We start from the raw sequence: 17,602 nt of genomic DNA on the forward strand, positions 1-17,602 counted from the left end.
AGAACACCGCAGACCGGCCGGGCCTGGACGTGAACAGTCGATGAAAAATACCCCCTACATGACCGTGGTCGTGCCTCCGCCCACGCGGCCCGGCTCCCTGAGCTACGGTTGACCAGGTCTTGGTGACGCCTTGGAACCCGGCGCCGCCGAAGACCGTCCAACAGTCTGTCGTCGACCCGTACGACAGGCACCCCACCACCCGGGATCCAATAGAGTCCTTGCCATGAGCCAGCCGGAATCCGCTGTCGCGGACGCCCAGGCGGGCGGCCGAAGCGGGCAGGAGCCGCTGGCCAAGCTCGCCAAGAGATACGGGCTTCGCCGTGCCATCGCGCGGCCGAGGTTCCCGGTATATCTGCGCCAGCTGTGGGAGCGGCGACACTTCATCCTGACGTACGCGACCTCGCGCAACGTCTCGAAATACTCCAGCTCCACGCTCGGTCAGCTGTGGCAGGTGCTGACCCCGCTGCTCAACGCCGCCATCTACTTCGTGATGTTCGGCCTCATCCTGGGCGGCGGCAAAGGCATCGAGAACTACCCGGCGTTCCTGCTGACCGGGATGTTCATCTTCACCTTCACCCAGCGCACGGTCACCGCCGGGGCCAAGTCGATCTCCGGCAACCTGTCGCTCATCAGGGCGCTGCACTTCCCGCGGGCCTCGCTGCCGTTGGCGTACACGATCCAGGAGCTGCAGCAGCTCGCCATCTCCATGGGCGTGCTCCTCGCCCTGGTGGTCATCATGGGCCAGACGCCCACGTGGTTCTGGCTCATGATCCCCGTGGTGCTCGCGCTGCAGACGCTGTTCAACATCGGGGCCGGCCTCATCGTCGCCCGCCTCGGCGCCACGATGCGCGACCTCAACCAGCTGCTGCCGTTCATCACCCGCACCTGGCTCTACGCCTCCGGCGTCTTCTTCTCCATCCAGGACAAGGTCGTCGGCTCGGCGGAGCTGCCCCAGTGGGTGGCCAACGTGATGTACCTCAACCCGGCGGCGTCGTTCATCGAGTGGATGCGCGAGATCCTCATCCACACCTACAGGCCGGAGTTCGGCCACCACCCGCCACCGATGGTGTGGATGTCTTGCGTATTCTGGGCGGTGTTCGCACTCGGCTTCGGCTTCTGGTACTTCTGGCGGTCCGAGGAGAGGTACGGGCGTGGCTGAACTGACCAAGGAGCTGTCACAGGTGAAGGGCGACAAGCCCGCCGTCCCCGGCAAGGACGCCAAGAAGCGTCCCACCCCGGAGCCTTCGAGCAAGCGGCCCCTCGACGTGCCCACGGGCACGCCCACGGTCATCGTCGACGACCTCCACATCGTCTACCGCGTCTACGGCGCCGCCTCCGACGCCGAGAAGGGCAACGCGGTCAACGCCCTCACGCGCATCCTGAAGCGCCAGGGCCGTCCGCAGATGAAAGAGGTCCACGCGGTCAAGGGCGTGACGTTCGTCGCCTACCACGGCGACGCCATCGGCATCGTCGGCCGCAACGGCTCCGGCAAGTCCACGCTGCTGCGCGCCATCGCCGGCCTGCTGCCCCCGCACAAAGGAGCCGTCTACACCGACGGCCAGCCCTCGCTGCTCGGCGTCAACGCCGCTCTGATGCGCGAGCTGACCGGTGAGCGCAACATCGTCCTCGGCTGTTACGCCATGGGCATGACGCCCTCCGAGGTCAAGGAGAAATACCAGGAGATCGTCGACTTCTCCGGCATCGACGAGTTCGTCCAGCTGCCGATGTCCACCTACTCCTCCGGCATGGGCGCCCGCCTGCGCTTCGCCATCTCCTCCGCCAAGACCCACGACGTCCTCCTCATCGACGAGGCGCTGGCCACCGGCGACCGCGAGTTCCGCAAGAAGAGCGAGGCCCGCATCCGCCAGATCCGCGAGTCGGCCGGCACCGTCTTCCTCGTGGCCCACGACCTCAGGGTCATCGAGGAGACCTGCAACCGGGTCATCTGGCTGCACAAGGGCAAGATCAGGATGGACGGCGACCCGAAGGAAGTCATCGCCGCCTACAACAAGGGCTGACCTTCTCGCTTCTCGCTTCCCGCCCCCTGCACGACGATCGTGCAGGGGGTTCGTTCTTGTGTACGAAACGGGTGCGACGCGAGAGGCAAAAGACTGACAGCGCGGCGGGGGTTCCGCTAGGATTCGAACGTCAATTCGATCCGAGGAACGGTGATGGAGTGGGGGCTCGCGATGGGAGAGCTTTCGGCCGCGATTGACCACCTGGCCACCGAGGATGTGTCCGAGATCCCGCGGATCCAACTGGCCGAGCAGCTGCTGGAGCTGCACTGGCAGATGGCCCGCCTACAAGCCCAGATAGCCCGCCGCACCGGCGTCCGCCTCCCCTGACCACCCACCCGGGCCGCCGCAGAACCTCGTTCGAGGGGCCGTACGTGCGCTGGACGCCCGAACGGCCGGGAAGCCTCGGAAGGTGACGCACCCACAGCCGCCAAGGCCCCAGCACCCACCACAGCGCCGCCCACCCCACCACCCCCGCCCCTGAGGGCCGGAACGCTGCTGGGGCCGGGGGGCTACCGGGGGCTGGGCATGCGAAAGCCGCCGACCCCTGGGGGTCGGCGGCGGGGCGGGGCTCGCGTGGCGCCGCTGCCCTGCAGTGGCGGCGCCGTACGCGAGCACGCCCGGGGCGAGGGCGCGTCCGCCCTGGCCCGTCAGTCGGACCGTCCGCATGCCGCGGAGGTCCTCGTCATCTCTGCGCGTCAGTGCCTCAGGCGCCCGGCACCTGGGAACATCCTGATCGCCCTGCCGCACCCGGCCACGGCGCCCGTCACCTCCACCAAGGGAGATTCCGCGCCCGGCGGTCAAGAAACTGCCGTGGCGGCCGGTCTTCCCAGCAGGGGAACACCGGGACCTGCCGCGGTGGTGGCGTTCCGCCGAGGAAGCGCCGGAGCCGCCGGAGGGGGAATCCGCCACGGCAGCCGGCGATCGCGCCGGGGGAACACCGGATCCTGCTGGAGGGGAGCCCGTCGCGGGGCCTGGGAGGCGGGTCGTGCATCGCGGCGGTCGGATGCACGGGCGTCGGCACCTTTGACGTCCGCGTACCTTCATGCCGGTTCAAGGACGAGCCCGCGCTCACCCCCGGCCCGCGAGGGCTAGTGGTGAGCGGTGACGCCGCGCACCGAGCCGGTCAGCGCGTCGGCGGTCCAGCCCAGGGCGGTGACCACGTCGCTGTAGGAGCCCGCGGCCTTGGTCCCGCGGTTGGCGACGAAGGCGGCGGTGTCCTCGACCAGCGGCGCGAGCTCGTCCATGGCGACGGCCTGCGTCGTGCCTGGCACCGCCTCGACGACCGGCGCCACCTCGGCGGGCGCGACCCGGCCGACGACCGGCGACAGCCGGCCGCTCGTGCCGTGCGGCAGCGCCCGCGCGGCCGCGTCGCTGAGCCCGGCCACGAACGAGTCGGCCGAGACGGCCCGCAGGCCGGAGGTCGCGCTGTTGACGGTCTTGGCGGTGACGCCACTGGTGTCGGCGAGGCTGCTGCCGGAGGCCGGCAGCAGACCGGCGCCGGGCAGGCGGCCGAGCGCACCGCCGACGGGCGAGGCGAGCACGCCGTTGACCGTGCTGAACGCCGACGCCGCCGGGGCGGCGCCCTGGGCGCGACCGGACTTGACGGACGGCTGCGCCATGCGCGCCGCGCCCAGCAGGGGCAGCGACGAGGTGAGGGCGCCGCCGCCGAACGGCATGCTGGAGACGATGGGCGACAGCTCAGGGATGGGCCCGCCGGTACGCGTGATGTCCTCGAACCCGTTGCCCCTGGCCTCGGCCTGCTGCTGCATCCGCATCTCGTTGAGCCGGTCGCGCTCGACCTCGCTCATCTGGCCGGACGGAGCGGCCGCGGACTTGGCCTTGCTCCCGGGGAGCAGGCCGCCCAGCAGGTCGCCGCCGACCAGGCCCCCGAGGAGGCCGCCGAGCGGGCTTGCTCCAGTGGTGCCCCCGCCGTCGACCGGTGCGTGCGCGGCGGTCTCTGATTGAACATCGGCTTGCGCCGGCACGGCCATGGCCGCCGCCGCCAAGCCGAAAGCTGTGACGGCCAGGGCCGTCTTGACTACTCGATTCATGATTGCCTTCCCGGCTCGTGATCGATCGCTCTCGAATGCGATGGAAATGCGAATCGATAACCCCCGTATGCCGTCGCGTACGCGCTATGGGCACCACACTGAGCGTGTCGCCACGGCTGAGCTACGAAAGCAGTTCTATCACTCGCCCGGAGTGGCCGCAGGCGCATGAATGCCCATGTAGCAGGGGTTTGCAGCCCGGTTACCGAGTAAAGGGGGAGCGTTGAGCGGGGAGACAAAACGGGATTCAGGCGGCCTTGTTCACGATAAAGCGCGGACCAGACCGCACGAAGTCGGAAGCGCCCCGGCGGCCCGTGCACAAAGGGTCGCGAAAACAAATGTCACGGGCCGGGGGCGCGGTTTTTCTCTGGTCGCGGTGGACGCGCGCGACCGGCGTCAGGCGGGCAGCAGGTCGTCCGCGCTCTCGAACGGGAAACGGTCGGCGAAGGCCGGCCGCAGGTCCGTCAGCCAGACCGCCGACGGATCGTAGCGGGCGAAGAAGGGCCGCCCCACCAGCGACGGGTCGCGGGCCTGGATGAGGTGGAGCATGAACACCTTCTCGCCGGCGATCTCGGTGACGCCGTCGACGCAGACCTTGCCCGGCGTGGCCGACATGGACGGCCCACGCACCGTACGGCAGAGGCCGGAGACCGAGGAGTAGGCGTCCCTGAAGATCTCGTACGCCCGCGCCAGCGGGACCGCGAAGTAGTCCTGGGGGCCCGTGTCGCGCTCGACGAACATGTAGTAGGGGATCATCCCCATCCTGTGCTGCCGCCGCCACATGGACGACCAGGTGGCCGGGTCGTCGTTGATCGACCTGATCAGCGGCGCCTGGGTCCTGATCGTCGCCCCGCTGCCGAGGATGTTCTTGACCGCGGACTCGACCAGCGGCGACTCCAGCTCGCGCGGGTGCGAGAAGTGGGCCATGAACGCGAGGTTCTTGCCCTTGGCCACGACCTGCTCGAACAGCCGCATGGTCTCGCCGGCGTCGGGGTCGGTGGTGAAGCGCTGCGGCCAGTAGGCGAGCGCCTTGGTGCCGATCCTGATGGATTCGAGCTGCTCCAGCTCCAGGAGCGGCTCGATGTAGCGCCTGATCACGGGCTCACCCATGATCATCGCGTCGCCGCCGGTGATCAGCACGCTGGTCACCTCGGGATGCTGGCGGAGGTAGCCGACCATCTGGTCGATGTCGTCGGAGGCGAACTTCAGGTCCGCGTCGCCGACGAACTGCGCCCACCGGAAGCAGTAGGTGCAGTAGGCGTGGCAGGTCTGCCCCTGTTTGGGGAAGAACAGCACGGTCTCCGGATATTTGTGCTGCATGCCAGGGACGGGCTCGTCGCCGATCTTCGGGACGTTGAGCTCCTTCTGGCCTGCGGGGTGCGGGTTGAGCTGGGCGCGTACTCGATTGGCCTCCGCCTGGATCTCGGCGTTCGGCGCCTCGGCCTTGAGCAGGTCGGCCAGCCGGGCGACGTCGGCTGCGGGCAGCATGTCCTCCTGTGGGAAGACCAGCCGGTAAATCGGGTCGTCGGGAGCAGCCGACCAATCTATGAGTTCATCCACGACGTAGGCGTTGGTCCGGAAAGGCAGCACCGTGGCGACGGCACGCACCTTGAGGCGCTCGTCGTCTCCGAGCCCCGCACGCCGCAGGAGCTCGTCGAGGTGCTTGGACGTGTACGCCCGGAAGCGTCGCGTGCCGGCTTGGTTCAAGATCACTAGGCCTTTCCCATCTTTTTTGTTCGATCGCGTGTAAACCCCACGACCCTGTCGCGCGTCTACGGTTCTTAATACCCGGACGCGCCCACTGCCGTCACCGGTTCCGCCGGTCTCCAAGTTTTCCTTGAGGTTCGGAACACTCGCGACATATCGCGTTTGCGCGTACACTGACATATCGTGACCCAGGATCCGCAGCTCCGCGCCTCAGACGAAGACCGCGACCGCGTGGCCGCCGTCCTGTCAGAAGCACTCGCCACAGGAAGACTCACCAGCGTCGAGCACGCCGACCGCCTCGACGTCGCCTACAACGCCAAGACCGTCGGCGACCTGGTCCCCCTCACCCGCGACCTGCCCGACGTGACCGCCTCGGCCGCTCCCGTCGCCATCGAACGGCAGGTCATCAGCTCCACCTTCAGCAAGATCGTGCGCAAGGGCCGCTGGGTGGCCTCCCGGCACCTCAAGCTCCGGGCCGGCTTCGGCGCGCTCGTCATCGACCTGTCCGACGCCGTGCTGCCCGGCCGTGAGATCACCATCGAGACCAGCGCGAGCTTCAGCAAGGTCATCGTCAGGGTGCCCGCGGACGCCCGCGTCATCGACGAGGGCGGCTCCGTCTTCGGCAAGCGCGACGTGAGCACCGCGGGCGGCAGCGGCGACGGCCCGCTGATCCGGCTGACCGGCTCGTCCGCGTTCTCGAAGGTCATCGTCACCCGCGGCCTGGACGACTGGAACCTGCGCTAGCCGCTGGAACCCGCGCCGGCCGCGACGCGCCCCCGGCCGGGGACCGTCAGGGTCTACCCGCCGGTTAACCTGGCAGTCGCCGTGCCTGCGATGCGGACATCCGAGCCCGCGTTCCGGCCCAAGCCGTGACGGCGGGCTCGAAGCCGTACGAGGTGACCATTGTCAGAGAGCAGGCCGATCGCGCTCGACGCCATGGGCGGCGACCACGCGCCCCACGAGATCGTGGCGGGAGCCGTGCACGCCGTCCGCGAACGCGGCCTGCCCGTCGTGCTCGTCGGCTCGCCCCGCGTGCTGTACGAGGCGCTCGCCGACCACGACGCCACCAAGGAGATCCCGATCGTCAGGGCCGAGGAGGCGCTGGCCATGGACGAGGGCGCGCTGGCCAGCCTGCGCCGCCCCAGGTCCAGCATCGCGGTCGCCTGCCACCTCGTCCGCCGCGGCGACGCCGCCGCGGTGGTCTCCGCCGGATCGACGGCCGGCGTCGTCGCCACCGGCCGGCTGCGGCTCAAGGGCCAGCAGGGCGTGCTCCGACCGGCCATCGCCGTCGCGCTCCCCACCCTGCCCTCCCCCACGGTCCTCGTGGACGCCGGCGCCAACGCCGAGGCCAAGCCGGAGATGCTGCTGCAGTTCGCGCACCTCGGCGCCATCTACGCCGAGCTCGCCCACGGCGTCCACGACCCCAAGGTCGGCCTGCTCACCATCGGCAGCGAGGCCGAGAAGGGCAACAAGGTCGTCAAGCGCGCCCACGAGCTGCTCCAGGCCGGCCCCGGCCTGCGGTTCGCCGGCAACGTCGAGGGCCACGACCTGCTGACCGGCAAGGTCGACGTCATCACCGCCGACGGCTTCACCGGCAACGTCGCGCTGAAGACCATGGAGGGCGCCGTCCGCTACGCCTTCACGGAGTTGCGGGAGGCGATCGAGGACAGCAGGATCGCCAGGCTGGGCGCCGCGCTGCAGCGCTCCCGCATCCGCGGCCTGCGCCGCCGCCTCGACGCCGAGGCGTACGGCGGCGCCGTCCTGCTCGGCCTGAACGGCACCGTCGTCATCGCCCACGGCGCCTCCAAGGCCCAGGGCATCAGCGCCGCCTGCCGGCTCGCCGCCGACCTGGCCGCGGCCGGAGTCGTTCCCGCCATCGGCGAACGCATGACCGCCACGGGCCGCTCCCATCGATTGTGGTGACAGAATCAAGTCACCCTCGAGGAAGGGCGCCGACCCTTTAGGGTGTGACCGATCCACACAAACGGGGGGTTATGTGGAGGGGCTCACCTCGGTGGTCCACGGGCTCACGTCCGCCCAAGTAGCGGGGGCCAAGGCCAACCATGTGCCGCGCCGATCGAGCAGGTCGCTGAGCGCCATCCTCAGGGCGAACGTGTTCACCCTGTTCAACCTGGTCATCGGCGTGCTCTGGGCACTGATCCTGATCTTCGGCGAGTGGCAGGACGGCCTGTTCGGGCTGGTCATCGTGGCCAACGCGTTGATCGGCATCGTCCAGGAGCTGCGCGCCAAGCGCACGCTCGACCGGCTCGCGGTCATCAACGAGGCTCCCGTACGCGTACGCCGCGACGGCGAAGAACGCCTGGTCGCTCCCCGCGACGTGGTGCTCGGCGACCTCATCCTGCTCGGCCCCGGCGACCGCCTGCTGGTCGACGGCGAGGTCGTCCACTCCGACGGCCTGGAGATCGACGAGTCGCTGCTGACCGGCGAGGCCGACCCCGTGCACAAGCGGCCGGGCGACCGCGTGCTGTCGGGCAGCTTCGCGGTGGCCGGCTCGGGCGCGTTCGTCTCGACCAGGGTCGGCACCGACGCCTACGCCGTGCGGCTCGCCGAGGAGGCCAGCCGCTTCCACCTCGCCCACTCCGAGCTGCGCGCCGGGGTGGCGAACTTCATCAAATACATCACCTGGCTGGTCGTCCCGATCGGCGCCCTGCTCATCTACAGCCAGCTGAACCACTCGGCCGACCTGGGCACCGCCATCACCGGCGCGGTCGCCGGCATCGTCACCATGATCCCCGAGGGGCTCGTGCTGATGACCTCCATCGCGTTCGCCGTCGGCGTCGTCCGCCTCGGCCGGCGCCGCTGCCTCGTCCAGGAGCTGCCCGCCATCGAGGGCCTGGCCAGGGTCGACGTGCTCTGCCTCGACAAGACCGGCACGCTCACCGCCGGCGGCATGGACCTCGACCAGGTGCTGCCCGTACGCGACGGCGAGCCCGTCGAGCAGGCACTCGCCGCTCTGGCGAACCTCGACGACCACCCCAACGCCACCGCCGAGGCCATCAGGTCCCGCCACCCCGACACGCCCGCCGGCTGGAGCGCCCGCGCGAGCGTGCCGTTCTCCTCGGCCCGCAAGTGGAGCGGCGCCGACTTCGGTACGCGAGGCACCTGGCTGCTCGGCGCCCCCGACGTGCTGCTCAAGGGCGGCGACGCCTACGACAGGGCCACCGAGCTGGCCGCGTCGGGCACGCGCGTGCTGGCGCTGTGCCGTACCGACAGCTTGGAGCAAGCTCAGGACGGGCACGCCGAGATCGAGGCCGTCGCGCTCGTCACGCTCAGCCAGCGCATCAGGCCCGACGCCCACGAGACCCTGCGCTACTTCGCCAAGCAGGGCGTCACGGTCAAAGTGATCTCCGGCGACAATCCGCTGTCGGTCTCGGCCATCGCCACCGGCCTCGGCATCCCCGGCGCCGAGCGCGCGGTCGACGCCCGTACGCTCCCCGCCGACCCCGCCGCGCTCGGCGAGCTGCTCGACCGCCACACCGTCTTCGGCCGGGTCACCCCGCAGCAGAAGCGCGCGTTCGTCACCGCGCTGCAGGCCCGCGGCCACACCGTCGCCATGACCGGCGACGGCGTCAACGACGTGCTCGCGCTCAAGGACGCCGACCTCGGCATCGCCATGGGCGCCGGCAGCCCGGCCACCAAGGCGGTCGCGCAGGTCGTGCTGCTCGACGACACCTTCGCCACGCTGCCCCATGTCGTCGGCGAGGGCCGCCGCGTGCTGGCCAACATCGAGCGCGTCGCCAACCTGTTCCTCACCAAGACCTTCTACGCGATCGTGCTGTCGCTGCTCGTCGGGCTGGCCGGCATCGCCTTCCCGTTCGCGCCCCGCCACTCCACCCTGACGAACGCGCTGGTCATCGGCATCCCCGCGATCTTCCTCGCGCTCGCGCCCACCCTCGAACGCTCGCGGCCCGGATTCGTGCGCCGGGTGATGCGCTTCGCCGTACCGGCCGGGGTGCTGTGCGCGCTGGCGGTGCTCGCGACGTTCTGGGCCGCCCACCACGACTCCGCCGATCTGCTGGAGCACCAGACCGCCGCCGTCATCACCCTCTTCCTCACCACCTGGTGGGTGCTCGTGCTCATCGCCAGGCCGCTCAACTGGTGGCGCGGGGCGCTGGTCGGGGCCATGGCGGTGCTGTTCGCGATCGGGCTCGCGCTGCCGTTCGTCAGGGACTTCTTCGCCCTCCGGCCGGGCGATCTCGGCAACGACCTGACCGCCGTCGGCATCTCCCTCGTGGCGGCCGTGATGATAAGCGTGGCGGTCAAGCTCGCCGGTACCCTTAGACCATGACCGACCCGCAGAAAGTGCTCACCGAGCGCGTCCAGCAGGCGCTGGCCCGCGCGTTCGGCTCCGAGCACGCCGACGCAGACCCGCTGATCCGGCCCTCCCAGTTCGCCGACTTCCAGGCGAACGTCGCGATGAGCCTGGCCAAGCGCCTGCGACGGAGCCCGCGGGAGGTCGCAGAGGCGATCAGGACCGAGCTGTCCGACTTCCCCGGCACGGTCGAGGTCAGCGGCCCCGGCTTCCTCAACATCACGCTCGACGACGGCTGGATCGCGGCCGAGGCCGGCGAGATCCTCGCCGACCAGCGGCTCGGCGTCGGCACCAGCGCCCCGCCGCAGACCGTGGTGATCGACTACTCCGCGCCCAACGCGGCCAAGGAGATGCACGTCGGCCACCTGCGCACCACCATCGTCGGCGACTCGCTGGCCCGCCTGCACGAACACGTCGGCAACACCGTCGTCAGGCAGAACCACCTGGGCGACTGGGGCACCCCGTTCGGCATGCTCATCGAGCACCTGCTCGACATCGGCGAGCCCGCCGCGATCGCCCAGCTCGAGGCCGGCCAGGGCACCGAGTTCTACCAGGCGGCGCGGGCCAAGTTCGACAGTGACGAGGCGTTCAAGGCACGCGCCCGCGCGCGGGTCGGCACCCTCCAGTCGGGCGACCCCGACACGCTGCGGCTCTGGCACGTCTTCATGGACGCCACCGTGCGCTACTTCAACAAGGTCTACGACATGCTCGGCGTCACCCTCACCGACGCCGACATCGCCGGCGAGAGCATGTACAACCCCATGCTCCAGAAGACCTGCGACGACCTTGAGGCGTCCGGCACCGCGCAACTGAGCGAGGGCGCGCTCTGCGTCTTCCCGCCCGGCTTCACCGGCTCCGACGACAAGCCGCTGCCGCTCATCATCAGAAAGAGCGACGGCGGCTACGGCTACGCCACCACCGACATGGCGGCCGTCCGCTACCGCGTCCACGACCTCAAGGCCGACCGCATCCTCTACGTCGTCGGCAGCGACCAGGCGCTGCACTTCCGCATGGTGTTCGCCGCCGCCCGCATGGCCGGCTGGCTGCCCGACAACGTCTCGGCCGAGCACGTCCAAATCGGCATGATGCTCGGCAAGGACGGGCGGCGCTTCAAGACCCGCTCCGGCGAGTCCGTCAAGCTGATGGACCTCCTCCAGTCGGCCGTCGACAAGGCCGCCGCGCTGATCGCCGAGCGCGGCTACGACGCCGAGACGCAGGACGAGATCGCCCACGCCGTCGGCATGGCCGCGGTGAAATACGCCGACCTGTCGGTCAGCCACGACAGCGAATACGTCTTCGACCTCGACCGCATGGTGGCCTTCACCGGCAACACCGGCCCCTACCTCCAATACGCCCAGGCCCGCATCCGCTCCATCTTCCGCAAGGGCGCGATCGACCCCGCCACCGCGACCGGCCCCATCAGGCTCGGCGCCGCGCCGGAGCGGGCACTCGCCCTGCAGCTGCTCGGCTTCGGCAGCGTGGTCGAGCAGGCGACGGAGCTGAGCGAGCCCCACCGGCTGTGCGCGTACCTCTACGCCACCGCCTCCGCCTTCACCGACTTCTTCGAGCAGTGCCCGGTGCTCAAGGAAGGGGTCGACCCCGACACCCGCGCCTCCCGGCTCGCCCTCTGCGCGCTGACCCTGCGGGTGCTCGAAACGGGGCTCGGTCTCCTCGGTGTCCCTGTCCCCGAGCGCATGTAAACCGGCAGTTGGCTCAAAGTCTCCCCTATCGTCGTGGGCGCGCCTCCACCGGGTTCGCGCGCCCCAACGGCTAGGCTTTACGCGGTCATGAACCGCGGCCGAAACGGGGAGTTCTCTGCCTTGAGCACGGACCTGACTGCGAGCCCCCCAGCAGCGACCGAGTTGCACCGTTATGCCGAGGCGCTGGTGGCGCACCTCGCCGCCAACGGCGCCGCACCACCGGCCGCACCGAGATTCAGCGACATACCCGGCTACTGGCTGCCACCGGCGGTCGAGGCGCTGGTCGCGCTGCTCGCCGGCGACGACCCACTCGAGCCGCTGAGCCGAGCCGCCGGGCGCGACCAGCAGCAGACCGCGCTCTTCCTCTGCCTCGCGCTCGCCGTCTCCGGGCAGGGCAGCCGCATCCACGCGTCCTGGCTCGGCACGGCGTTCGGCGAGCTGTCGATCGACCGGCCCGTCACCCACGGCCAGCGCTCGCTCTGGCTGGCCGCCGCCCGAGGCGCCTACGGGCCCGCCGGCAAGATCTTCGTGCTGCGCAAGCTCGACGCCCTCGCCGTCCAAAACCACGCCGACGCCCAGCAGTGGGTGCAGGCAGTGGTGCCCGGCGAGCCCTCCGTCGTCGTGCCGCCGTCGCTGGCCGACTTCCCGGAGATGGCGGAGATCCCCGAGCTGGCCAAGCCCGCCGTGGCCGCCGCCCGCCTGGCCCGGCTGCGCGCCCGCTGCGCCGAGATCACCTCCGCCCGGCACTCCGAGCAGACCCCCGGCGCGCCGCTCGACAACAGCGCCGGCGACCCCGCCGGCAACTGGGCCGAGGACGAACCGCTCGCAGTGCTGCGCTCCCTCATCGGGCAGGGCGGGCCGGCCGGGCCGATGGCCTCGCTCAGCACGTACCTGCTCGACGACCTGCGCCCCGGCGCAGACCCGCACCTGGCGGCGATCGCCCTGCACGTCGCCGCGCCCATCCTGCGCGGCGTGGCCGAGGAGCTCGAAGCCGACAGCCGCCTCGAACCACCCGAGACGCTCACCGTGCCGCTGCTCGGTCACCGCATCCGGCTGCACCCCGAGGGCCCCGACCAGGAGTCACTGGCCGCGGCCGAGCACTCCATCCTCACCGAGGGCGTGGTGCCGCGCGGCCGCCCGTGGGCCGCCATCGTGCTCATCGTCCTCGGCGTCGCCTGCCTGATCGGCGCCGTCGTGGCCGAACACCTGCTCGCCGCCGCGGGCGTCGCCATGATCGGCCTGGCCGGCTGGCAGCTCTGGCAGCGCCGCAAACTCATCGAGGCCGACGCCCGTTACGTCGCGGGGCAGGTCAGCGAGCTGAAGGAGCTGGCGGAGGGCGCGGTGTGGGCGCTGCACGCGTACGCACGGGAGGCCGAGGCCCGCGCCAAGGAAGCCGCCGAGGACGCCACAGAACTCACCCGCCTGATCCGCCGCGGCCCCCGCGCCGCCCACTGACCAAACCCAACCAAAACCACCGACCTTCCCGCAGCCAACCCACCCGCCCAAGCCGGCCTCCACGGGCCGACCACCACGGGCCGACCATCACAGGCCGACCGTCACGGACCGACACCACGGACCGGCCGTCACGGCGGTCCGTCCGCTGCGGACGGTCCCCTCGAGATGAGCGCCCACTGAGCGAAGCGCTACCAGGACCGGTCGCCCACAGGGCCGCCGCCCCTTAGACGACGTCCATCCGGCGACCCGCCCCCTAGACGACGCACATTCGGCGGCCAGCTCCCTCGGCTCCGCCCTTGCATGGGCGGCCCGCCCCTCGGAGAAGCCTCGGAGAAATTTCGGAGAAGCTCGGAGCAGTTTCGTAGAAGTTCATGGAAGTGGCCGGGCGTTCACGAAGGGTGAGGGCCGGAGTGCCCAAGGGTCCCCCGGCGAAAACAGGGAATGGGCGCGGCCTGGGACCGGGAGGGAGACGGCCCAGCTCGCATGGCATCGACACGGGACCGACACGGCGCCACGACGGCGTCGAGACGGCACCCGGCCACCTCGGCCGGGCCCGGCGCGCGGAATCGCCGGCGTGAACCGGCGCCACCCGGTCAGGTGGTCTCGATCTCCACGTGCGCCGGCGCGAGCAGGAACACCCGCTCCGCGATGCGCTCGATCCGGCCCTCGCACCCGAACGCCAGCCCGGCCGCGAAGTCCACCATCCGCGTCGCCTCGGACATCGACATGCCCGTGACATCCATGATCACCGTCTGGCCGTCACGGAAATGCTGGCCGATCAACGGTGCGTCGTTGTACTTGAGCGGCTGCACCATGACGATCCGCGACGAGTCGACGTTCGCACGCCACCTGCGGGCGGCCCGCTCGGTCGCCGGGACGTATTCGTCCTCGTACTGCTCGTCGTACTCGTAGCCCTCGTCGTAGTGCTCGACCCCGCTCAGGCCAAGGTAGCTCACCACCTTGCGCACTGCCCCCATCGGCTTGTCCTTTCCTCAGGAACTCACCGTAATCGGCACGTCCCTACACATTGGACGGTAACCGACGATTCCGCATTCGCCACGCGACACGCCCAGCCCTAATTCCATTTTGTACGGCTTGCAGCCCGCTTGCAGCTGGATATCCGCCCCCCGTATACCATCGGCCACATGCGCCTCTTCACCGTCGACGCCTTCACCGGCACAGCTTTCAAGGGTAATCCCGCAGCCGTCTGCCTGCTGGACTCTCCGGTTACTGACCGATGGATGCAGAGCGTAGCGACCGAGATGAACCTCTCCGAGACCGCTTTCCTGCTCGGAGATTCCCTGCGCTGGTTCACCCCCGCCGTCGAGGTCACGCTGTGTGGCCACGCCACGCTGGCCACCGCGCACGTGCTCTATTCGACAGGAGCCGCGACGGGCCCGCTCGAATTCCGTACGGCCAGCGGCACCCTTACCGTGAATCGCCGCCCCGACAACATGATCACAATGGATTTCCCAGCCAAGGAGGTGTCCTCCGCCACTGTTCCTCCCGGCCTGGAGAAAGCGCTCGGCGTCACGCCGGTCCGGGTCGGAAAAAGCCAGCTCGACCTGCTGGTGGAGGTGGACTCGGCGGAAACGGTGGCGACCCTGACCCCCGATATCCCCGCCCTCACCGCACTCGACGCGAGAGGCATCATCGTCACCGCCGCAGGCGCGAACAAGCCGGATACCGAGACAGCCGCAGGCGCGGACAGGCCGGATACCGAGACGGCCGCAGATGCGCATACCGAGCCGGATTTCGTCTCCCGCTTCTTCGCCCCGAACGTCGGCGTCCCCGAGGACCCGGTGACCGGCTCGGCGCACTGCGCCCTGGCGCCGTACTGGGCGGACCGCCTCGGCCGTACGTCCCTGGTGGGGGCGCAGCTGTCCAAGCGCGGCGGCATTGTCCACGTCACTTACACCGGCGATCGCGTTCATCTCGCCGGCCAGGCGGTCACAGTGATGTCCGGCACCCTGCACCTCTGACCCGGAAAGATCGCGCCAAACGCTCGCGGGCTCGCTGAGCTGCCGAAAACCCGTTTCGGGCCACCGCCGCACCCCCGTAAAGTAGCCCGCATGGCAACGGACGTCATCGTGCTCAACGGCGGATCCAGCTCTGGCAAGTCAGGCATCGTACGCTGCCTGCAGGCCATCCTGCCGGTCCCATGGCTTGCTCTAGGGGTCGACACGATGGTCGATGCGCTGCCGGCGGCACTGCAGGCGTCGGAGGCGGGCCTCGACATCGGCCCCGACGGCAGCGTGAGCGTCGGGGCCGAGTTCGCCGCCCTCGACCGAGCCTGGTCCGAGGGCGTGGCCGCGATGGCCCGCGCCGGAGCCCACATCATCATCGACGACGTCTTCCTCGGCGGCGCCCACTCCCAGGAACGCTGGCAGAAGGCCCTGGCCGGCCTCGACGTCCTATGGGTCGGCGTCAAATGCGACAGCGACGTTGCCGCCGGCCGCGAGCTGGCCCGCGGCAACCGCGTCCACGGCATGGCCGCCCAGCAAGCGGACGTGGTCCACCAAGGCGTCTACTACGACGTGGAGGTAGACACCACCCACGCCGAATCCCTGGCCTGCGCCCGCACCATCGCCACCCACGTCACCTGAAATTAGGGGGAATCGACAACGCACCCCCGCGACCAGGAAGACGGGGCCAGGCCATGAGGCCCGAAGGTTAGGAAGCCACGAGGCCAGCGGACAGACAGGCACGGATCAGGAAAACGCCAAGCACAAGGCCCAAACGGGCCCGCCTCCGGGGGCATGGGCCCTCGGGGCATGGGCCCTCGGGAGACTGCGGTTGCGCGGCACGGGCTCGAACACGGCAGCCAGGGGGACACGGGGCGCGGGTTTGAGGCGCGGAGGTGAGAAGTGCCTACAGGCAACACCGCGCGACGATCACTCAACCAGCGGTGGCCGGGCGCACCTCAGCGGCGCATGATGGTCACATCGACGACCGCAACACTCCTACCGGCTCCACTCAGGAGCCCGATCACCACCGACACCCCGACCCACGGCTCCCCCGAAAGCCCAGCACCATCGTCTCCGTCACAGAGCGCCGACTTGTGGGAGGACGTCTCTTGCCGCATCGCCAGCAGGTCACCGTGGACGTCCACGTGATCCTTGAACGAGGCAACGACATCCTCCTCTGCCTACGCCAAGGCACCGGCTACCGGGACGGCTGGTTCTGTCTCCCCTCAGGGCATCTGGACGAGGACGAGACGGTCATCGAATGCGCGCTACGAGAAACCAAGGAAGAGGTCGGTGTCCACCTCGACCCCGCTTCCCTCCGTCCGGCAACCGTCCTCCATCACCTGAACCCCGAAGGCAAGCCCCGCATCGGCTTCTTCTTCGCCACCAGTCATTGGACAGGTGACATCATCAACGCCGAACCGCACAAGTGCGCCGCCGTCGAATGGTTCCCGGCCAACCGCCTACCGGACAACACCGTCCCATACACGATCGCCGGCCTCGACCACTACCACCGCAACCAATCCATTGGAATCAGCGGCTGGTCCCACCACGGGAACGACCCCAACCCCTCCGAGGGAGCATCGGACCGCCCCTCTAGGTGATCAAAACACGAAAAGGCCCCGACCAAATGCCAACCGGGGCTCTAGCCGAACAACAACCACCACAACGTCAAGCAAGACGGACAGGCGCCGGCGTTGCAGAAGAGCCGGCAGCACCAACCAGAACCACCGACCGCCCCACCCACGAAGAACCGGGCCGCCGGAAATGCCCCGCCCACCGACTCAAGACTCAGCCGAACTCCGAAAACCGGCAGCAGCCCCAAGAGCCAGCTCCACCGAAGAAGCCCCGGCACTCGAGAAGACGAGCGGTCATCCGAAAGACCGCGGCCCTCGAAGACCCGCAAGCGAAAAGACCGCCACCCCCGAAAACCCGCACAGACGACGAGACCACAACCTTCCAAGCAAGACCAGGAACACGCCGAAAAGACCCTCGGCCATGCGAAGACGACCCGATGACCCCGGCCATGCGGAAAAAAAGGGGTCCGGGCATGCGGAAAGGGCCCCAACACCAGAACCTGGCGTTGAGACCCTTCCCTTGAAAGATTGTGCGGCGGTGACCTACTCTCCCACACCCTCCCGAGTGCAGTACCATCGGCGCAGGGAAGCTTAACTTCCGGGTTCGGAATGTAACCGGGTGTTTCCTTCCCGCCATAACCGCCGCAACCCCGCGAAACAGCACACTGCTTGCTGTCTCAGAATTGCCTAGTGGACGCGAGCAAAACTAGAAAGTCTGCTTTGTGGTCAAGTCCTCGGCCTATTAGTACCGGTCAGCTCCACACGTTGCCATGCTTCCACCTCCGGCCTATCAACCC

Annotated in this window: 14 protein-coding genes and 2 rRNA genes; 11 read left to right on the forward strand and 5 right to left on the reverse strand. The window is 69.4% G+C overall.

The features are described 5' to 3' along the window. The first annotated feature begins 223 nt into the window (after nucleotides 1–223). From AB0K18_RS21125 to AB0K18_RS21135, 3 genes are all read left to right on the forward strand, one after another. Nucleotides 224–1,159: an ABC transporter permease gene (locus AB0K18_RS21125; RefSeq protein WP_364916545.1), complete on the forward strand. Its 936-nt coding sequence runs from the start codon at nucleotides 224–226 to the stop codon at nucleotides 1,157–1,159. Beyond that, nucleotides 1,152–2,018 carry an ABC transporter ATP-binding protein gene (locus AB0K18_RS21130; RefSeq protein ID WP_364916548.1) on the forward strand — a complete coding sequence of 289 codons (867 nt, stop codon included), beginning with the start codon at nucleotides 1,152–1,154 and terminating at the stop codon, nucleotides 2,016–2,018. Before AB0K18_RS21125 ends, AB0K18_RS21130 begins: the two co-directional genes overlap by 8 nt. A 171-nt stretch (nucleotides 2,019–2,189) precedes the next feature. Then, nucleotides 2,190–2,345, forward strand: a complete 156-nt coding sequence (locus tag AB0K18_RS21135) for a hypothetical protein (protein WP_345391275.1) — start codon at nucleotides 2,190–2,192, stop codon at nucleotides 2,343–2,345. A 761-nt stretch (nucleotides 2,346–3,106) separates the two neighbouring features. On the opposite strand, the gene AB0K18_RS21140 is transcribed toward AB0K18_RS21135, so the two are convergent. After that, the gene (locus AB0K18_RS21140; RefSeq protein ID WP_364916551.1) at nucleotides 3,107–4,069 is read right to left on the reverse strand and encodes a hypothetical protein; all 963 of its coding nucleotides are present in this window, start codon (nucleotides 4,067–4,069) and stop codon (nucleotides 3,107–3,109) included. A gap of 393 nt (nucleotides 4,070–4,462) precedes the next feature. Further along, on the reverse strand, nucleotides 4,463–5,779 hold the full coding sequence (locus AB0K18_RS21145) for a lysine 2,3-aminomutase (RefSeq protein ID WP_364916554.1): 1,317 nt from the start codon (nucleotides 5,777–5,779) through the stop codon (nucleotides 4,463–4,465). Between the two features lie 177 nt (nucleotides 5,780–5,956). Between AB0K18_RS21145 and AB0K18_RS21150 the strand changes: the two genes are divergently transcribed. From AB0K18_RS21150 to AB0K18_RS21170, 5 genes are all read left to right on the forward strand, one after another. Further along, complete coding sequence (locus AB0K18_RS21150) at nucleotides 5,957–6,517, forward strand: DUF1707 domain-containing protein (protein ID WP_364916557.1); 561 nt, start codon at nucleotides 5,957–5,959, stop codon at nucleotides 6,515–6,517. A 159-nt stretch (nucleotides 6,518–6,676) separates the two neighbouring features. Continuing rightward, the gene (gene plsX / locus AB0K18_RS21155) at nucleotides 6,677–7,696 is read left to right on the forward strand and encodes a phosphate acyltransferase PlsX (protein WP_364916560.1); all 1,020 of its coding nucleotides are present in this window, start codon (nucleotides 6,677–6,679) and stop codon (nucleotides 7,694–7,696) included. A 73-nt stretch (nucleotides 7,697–7,769) separates the two neighbouring features. After that, entirely contained in the window at nucleotides 7,770–10,082 is a 2,313-nt protein-coding gene (locus AB0K18_RS21160; protein WP_364916563.1) for an HAD-IC family P-type ATPase, read from the forward strand. Further along, complete coding sequence (gene argS, locus AB0K18_RS21165) at nucleotides 10,079–11,806, forward strand: arginine--tRNA ligase (RefSeq protein ID WP_364916566.1); 1,728 nt, start codon at nucleotides 10,079–10,081, stop codon at nucleotides 11,804–11,806. The genes AB0K18_RS21160 and argS overlap by 4 nt, the downstream gene beginning before the upstream one ends. A gap of 120 nt (nucleotides 11,807–11,926) precedes the next feature. After that, on the forward strand, nucleotides 11,927–13,261 hold the full coding sequence (locus AB0K18_RS21170) for a hypothetical protein (RefSeq protein ID WP_364916568.1): 1,335 nt from the start codon (nucleotides 11,927–11,929) through the stop codon (nucleotides 13,259–13,261). A 593-nt stretch (nucleotides 13,262–13,854) separates the two neighbouring features. Here the strand turns inward: AB0K18_RS21170 and sepF are convergent. After that, nucleotides 13,855–14,238, reverse strand: coding sequence for a cell division protein SepF (gene sepF / locus AB0K18_RS21175; RefSeq protein ID WP_355414820.1), 384 nt, complete (start codon nucleotides 14,236–14,238; stop codon nucleotides 13,855–13,857). A gap of 168 nt (nucleotides 14,239–14,406) precedes the next feature. On the opposite strand from sepF, the gene AB0K18_RS21180 reads away from it, so the two are divergent. From AB0K18_RS21180 to AB0K18_RS21190, 3 genes are all read left to right on the forward strand, one after another. Continuing rightward, nucleotides 14,407–15,243, forward strand: a complete 837-nt coding sequence (locus AB0K18_RS21180; RefSeq protein WP_364916571.1) for a PhzF family phenazine biosynthesis protein — start codon at nucleotides 14,407–14,409, stop codon at nucleotides 15,241–15,243. Between the two features lie 90 nt (nucleotides 15,244–15,333). After that, a complete protein-coding gene (gene cpt / locus AB0K18_RS21185) occupies nucleotides 15,334–15,867 on the forward strand; it encodes a chloramphenicol phosphotransferase CPT (RefSeq protein WP_364916574.1) in 534 nt (177 codons plus the stop codon). Nucleotides 15,868–16,337: 470 nt separating this feature from the next. After that, entirely contained in the window at nucleotides 16,338–16,832 is a 495-nt protein-coding gene (locus AB0K18_RS21190) for an NUDIX domain-containing protein (protein ID WP_364916577.1), read from the forward strand. A gap of 503 nt (nucleotides 16,833–17,335) precedes the next feature. Here AB0K18_RS21190 and rrf read toward each other — a convergent pair. Together rrf and AB0K18_RS21200 are read right to left on the reverse strand one after the other, a co-directional pair. Further along, a 5S ribosomal RNA gene (gene rrf, locus AB0K18_RS21195) occupies nucleotides 17,336–17,452 on the reverse strand. Nucleotides 17,453–17,527: 75 nt separating this feature from the next. After that, nucleotides 17,528–17,602 (reverse strand): 23S ribosomal RNA (locus AB0K18_RS21200); the annotation flags it as partial.

The sequence above is a fragment of the Nonomuraea sp. NPDC049421 genome (assembly GCF_040677005.1).
Taxonomy (GTDB): Bacteria; Actinomycetota; Actinomycetes; order Streptosporangiales; family Streptosporangiaceae; genus Nonomuraea; species Nonomuraea salmonea.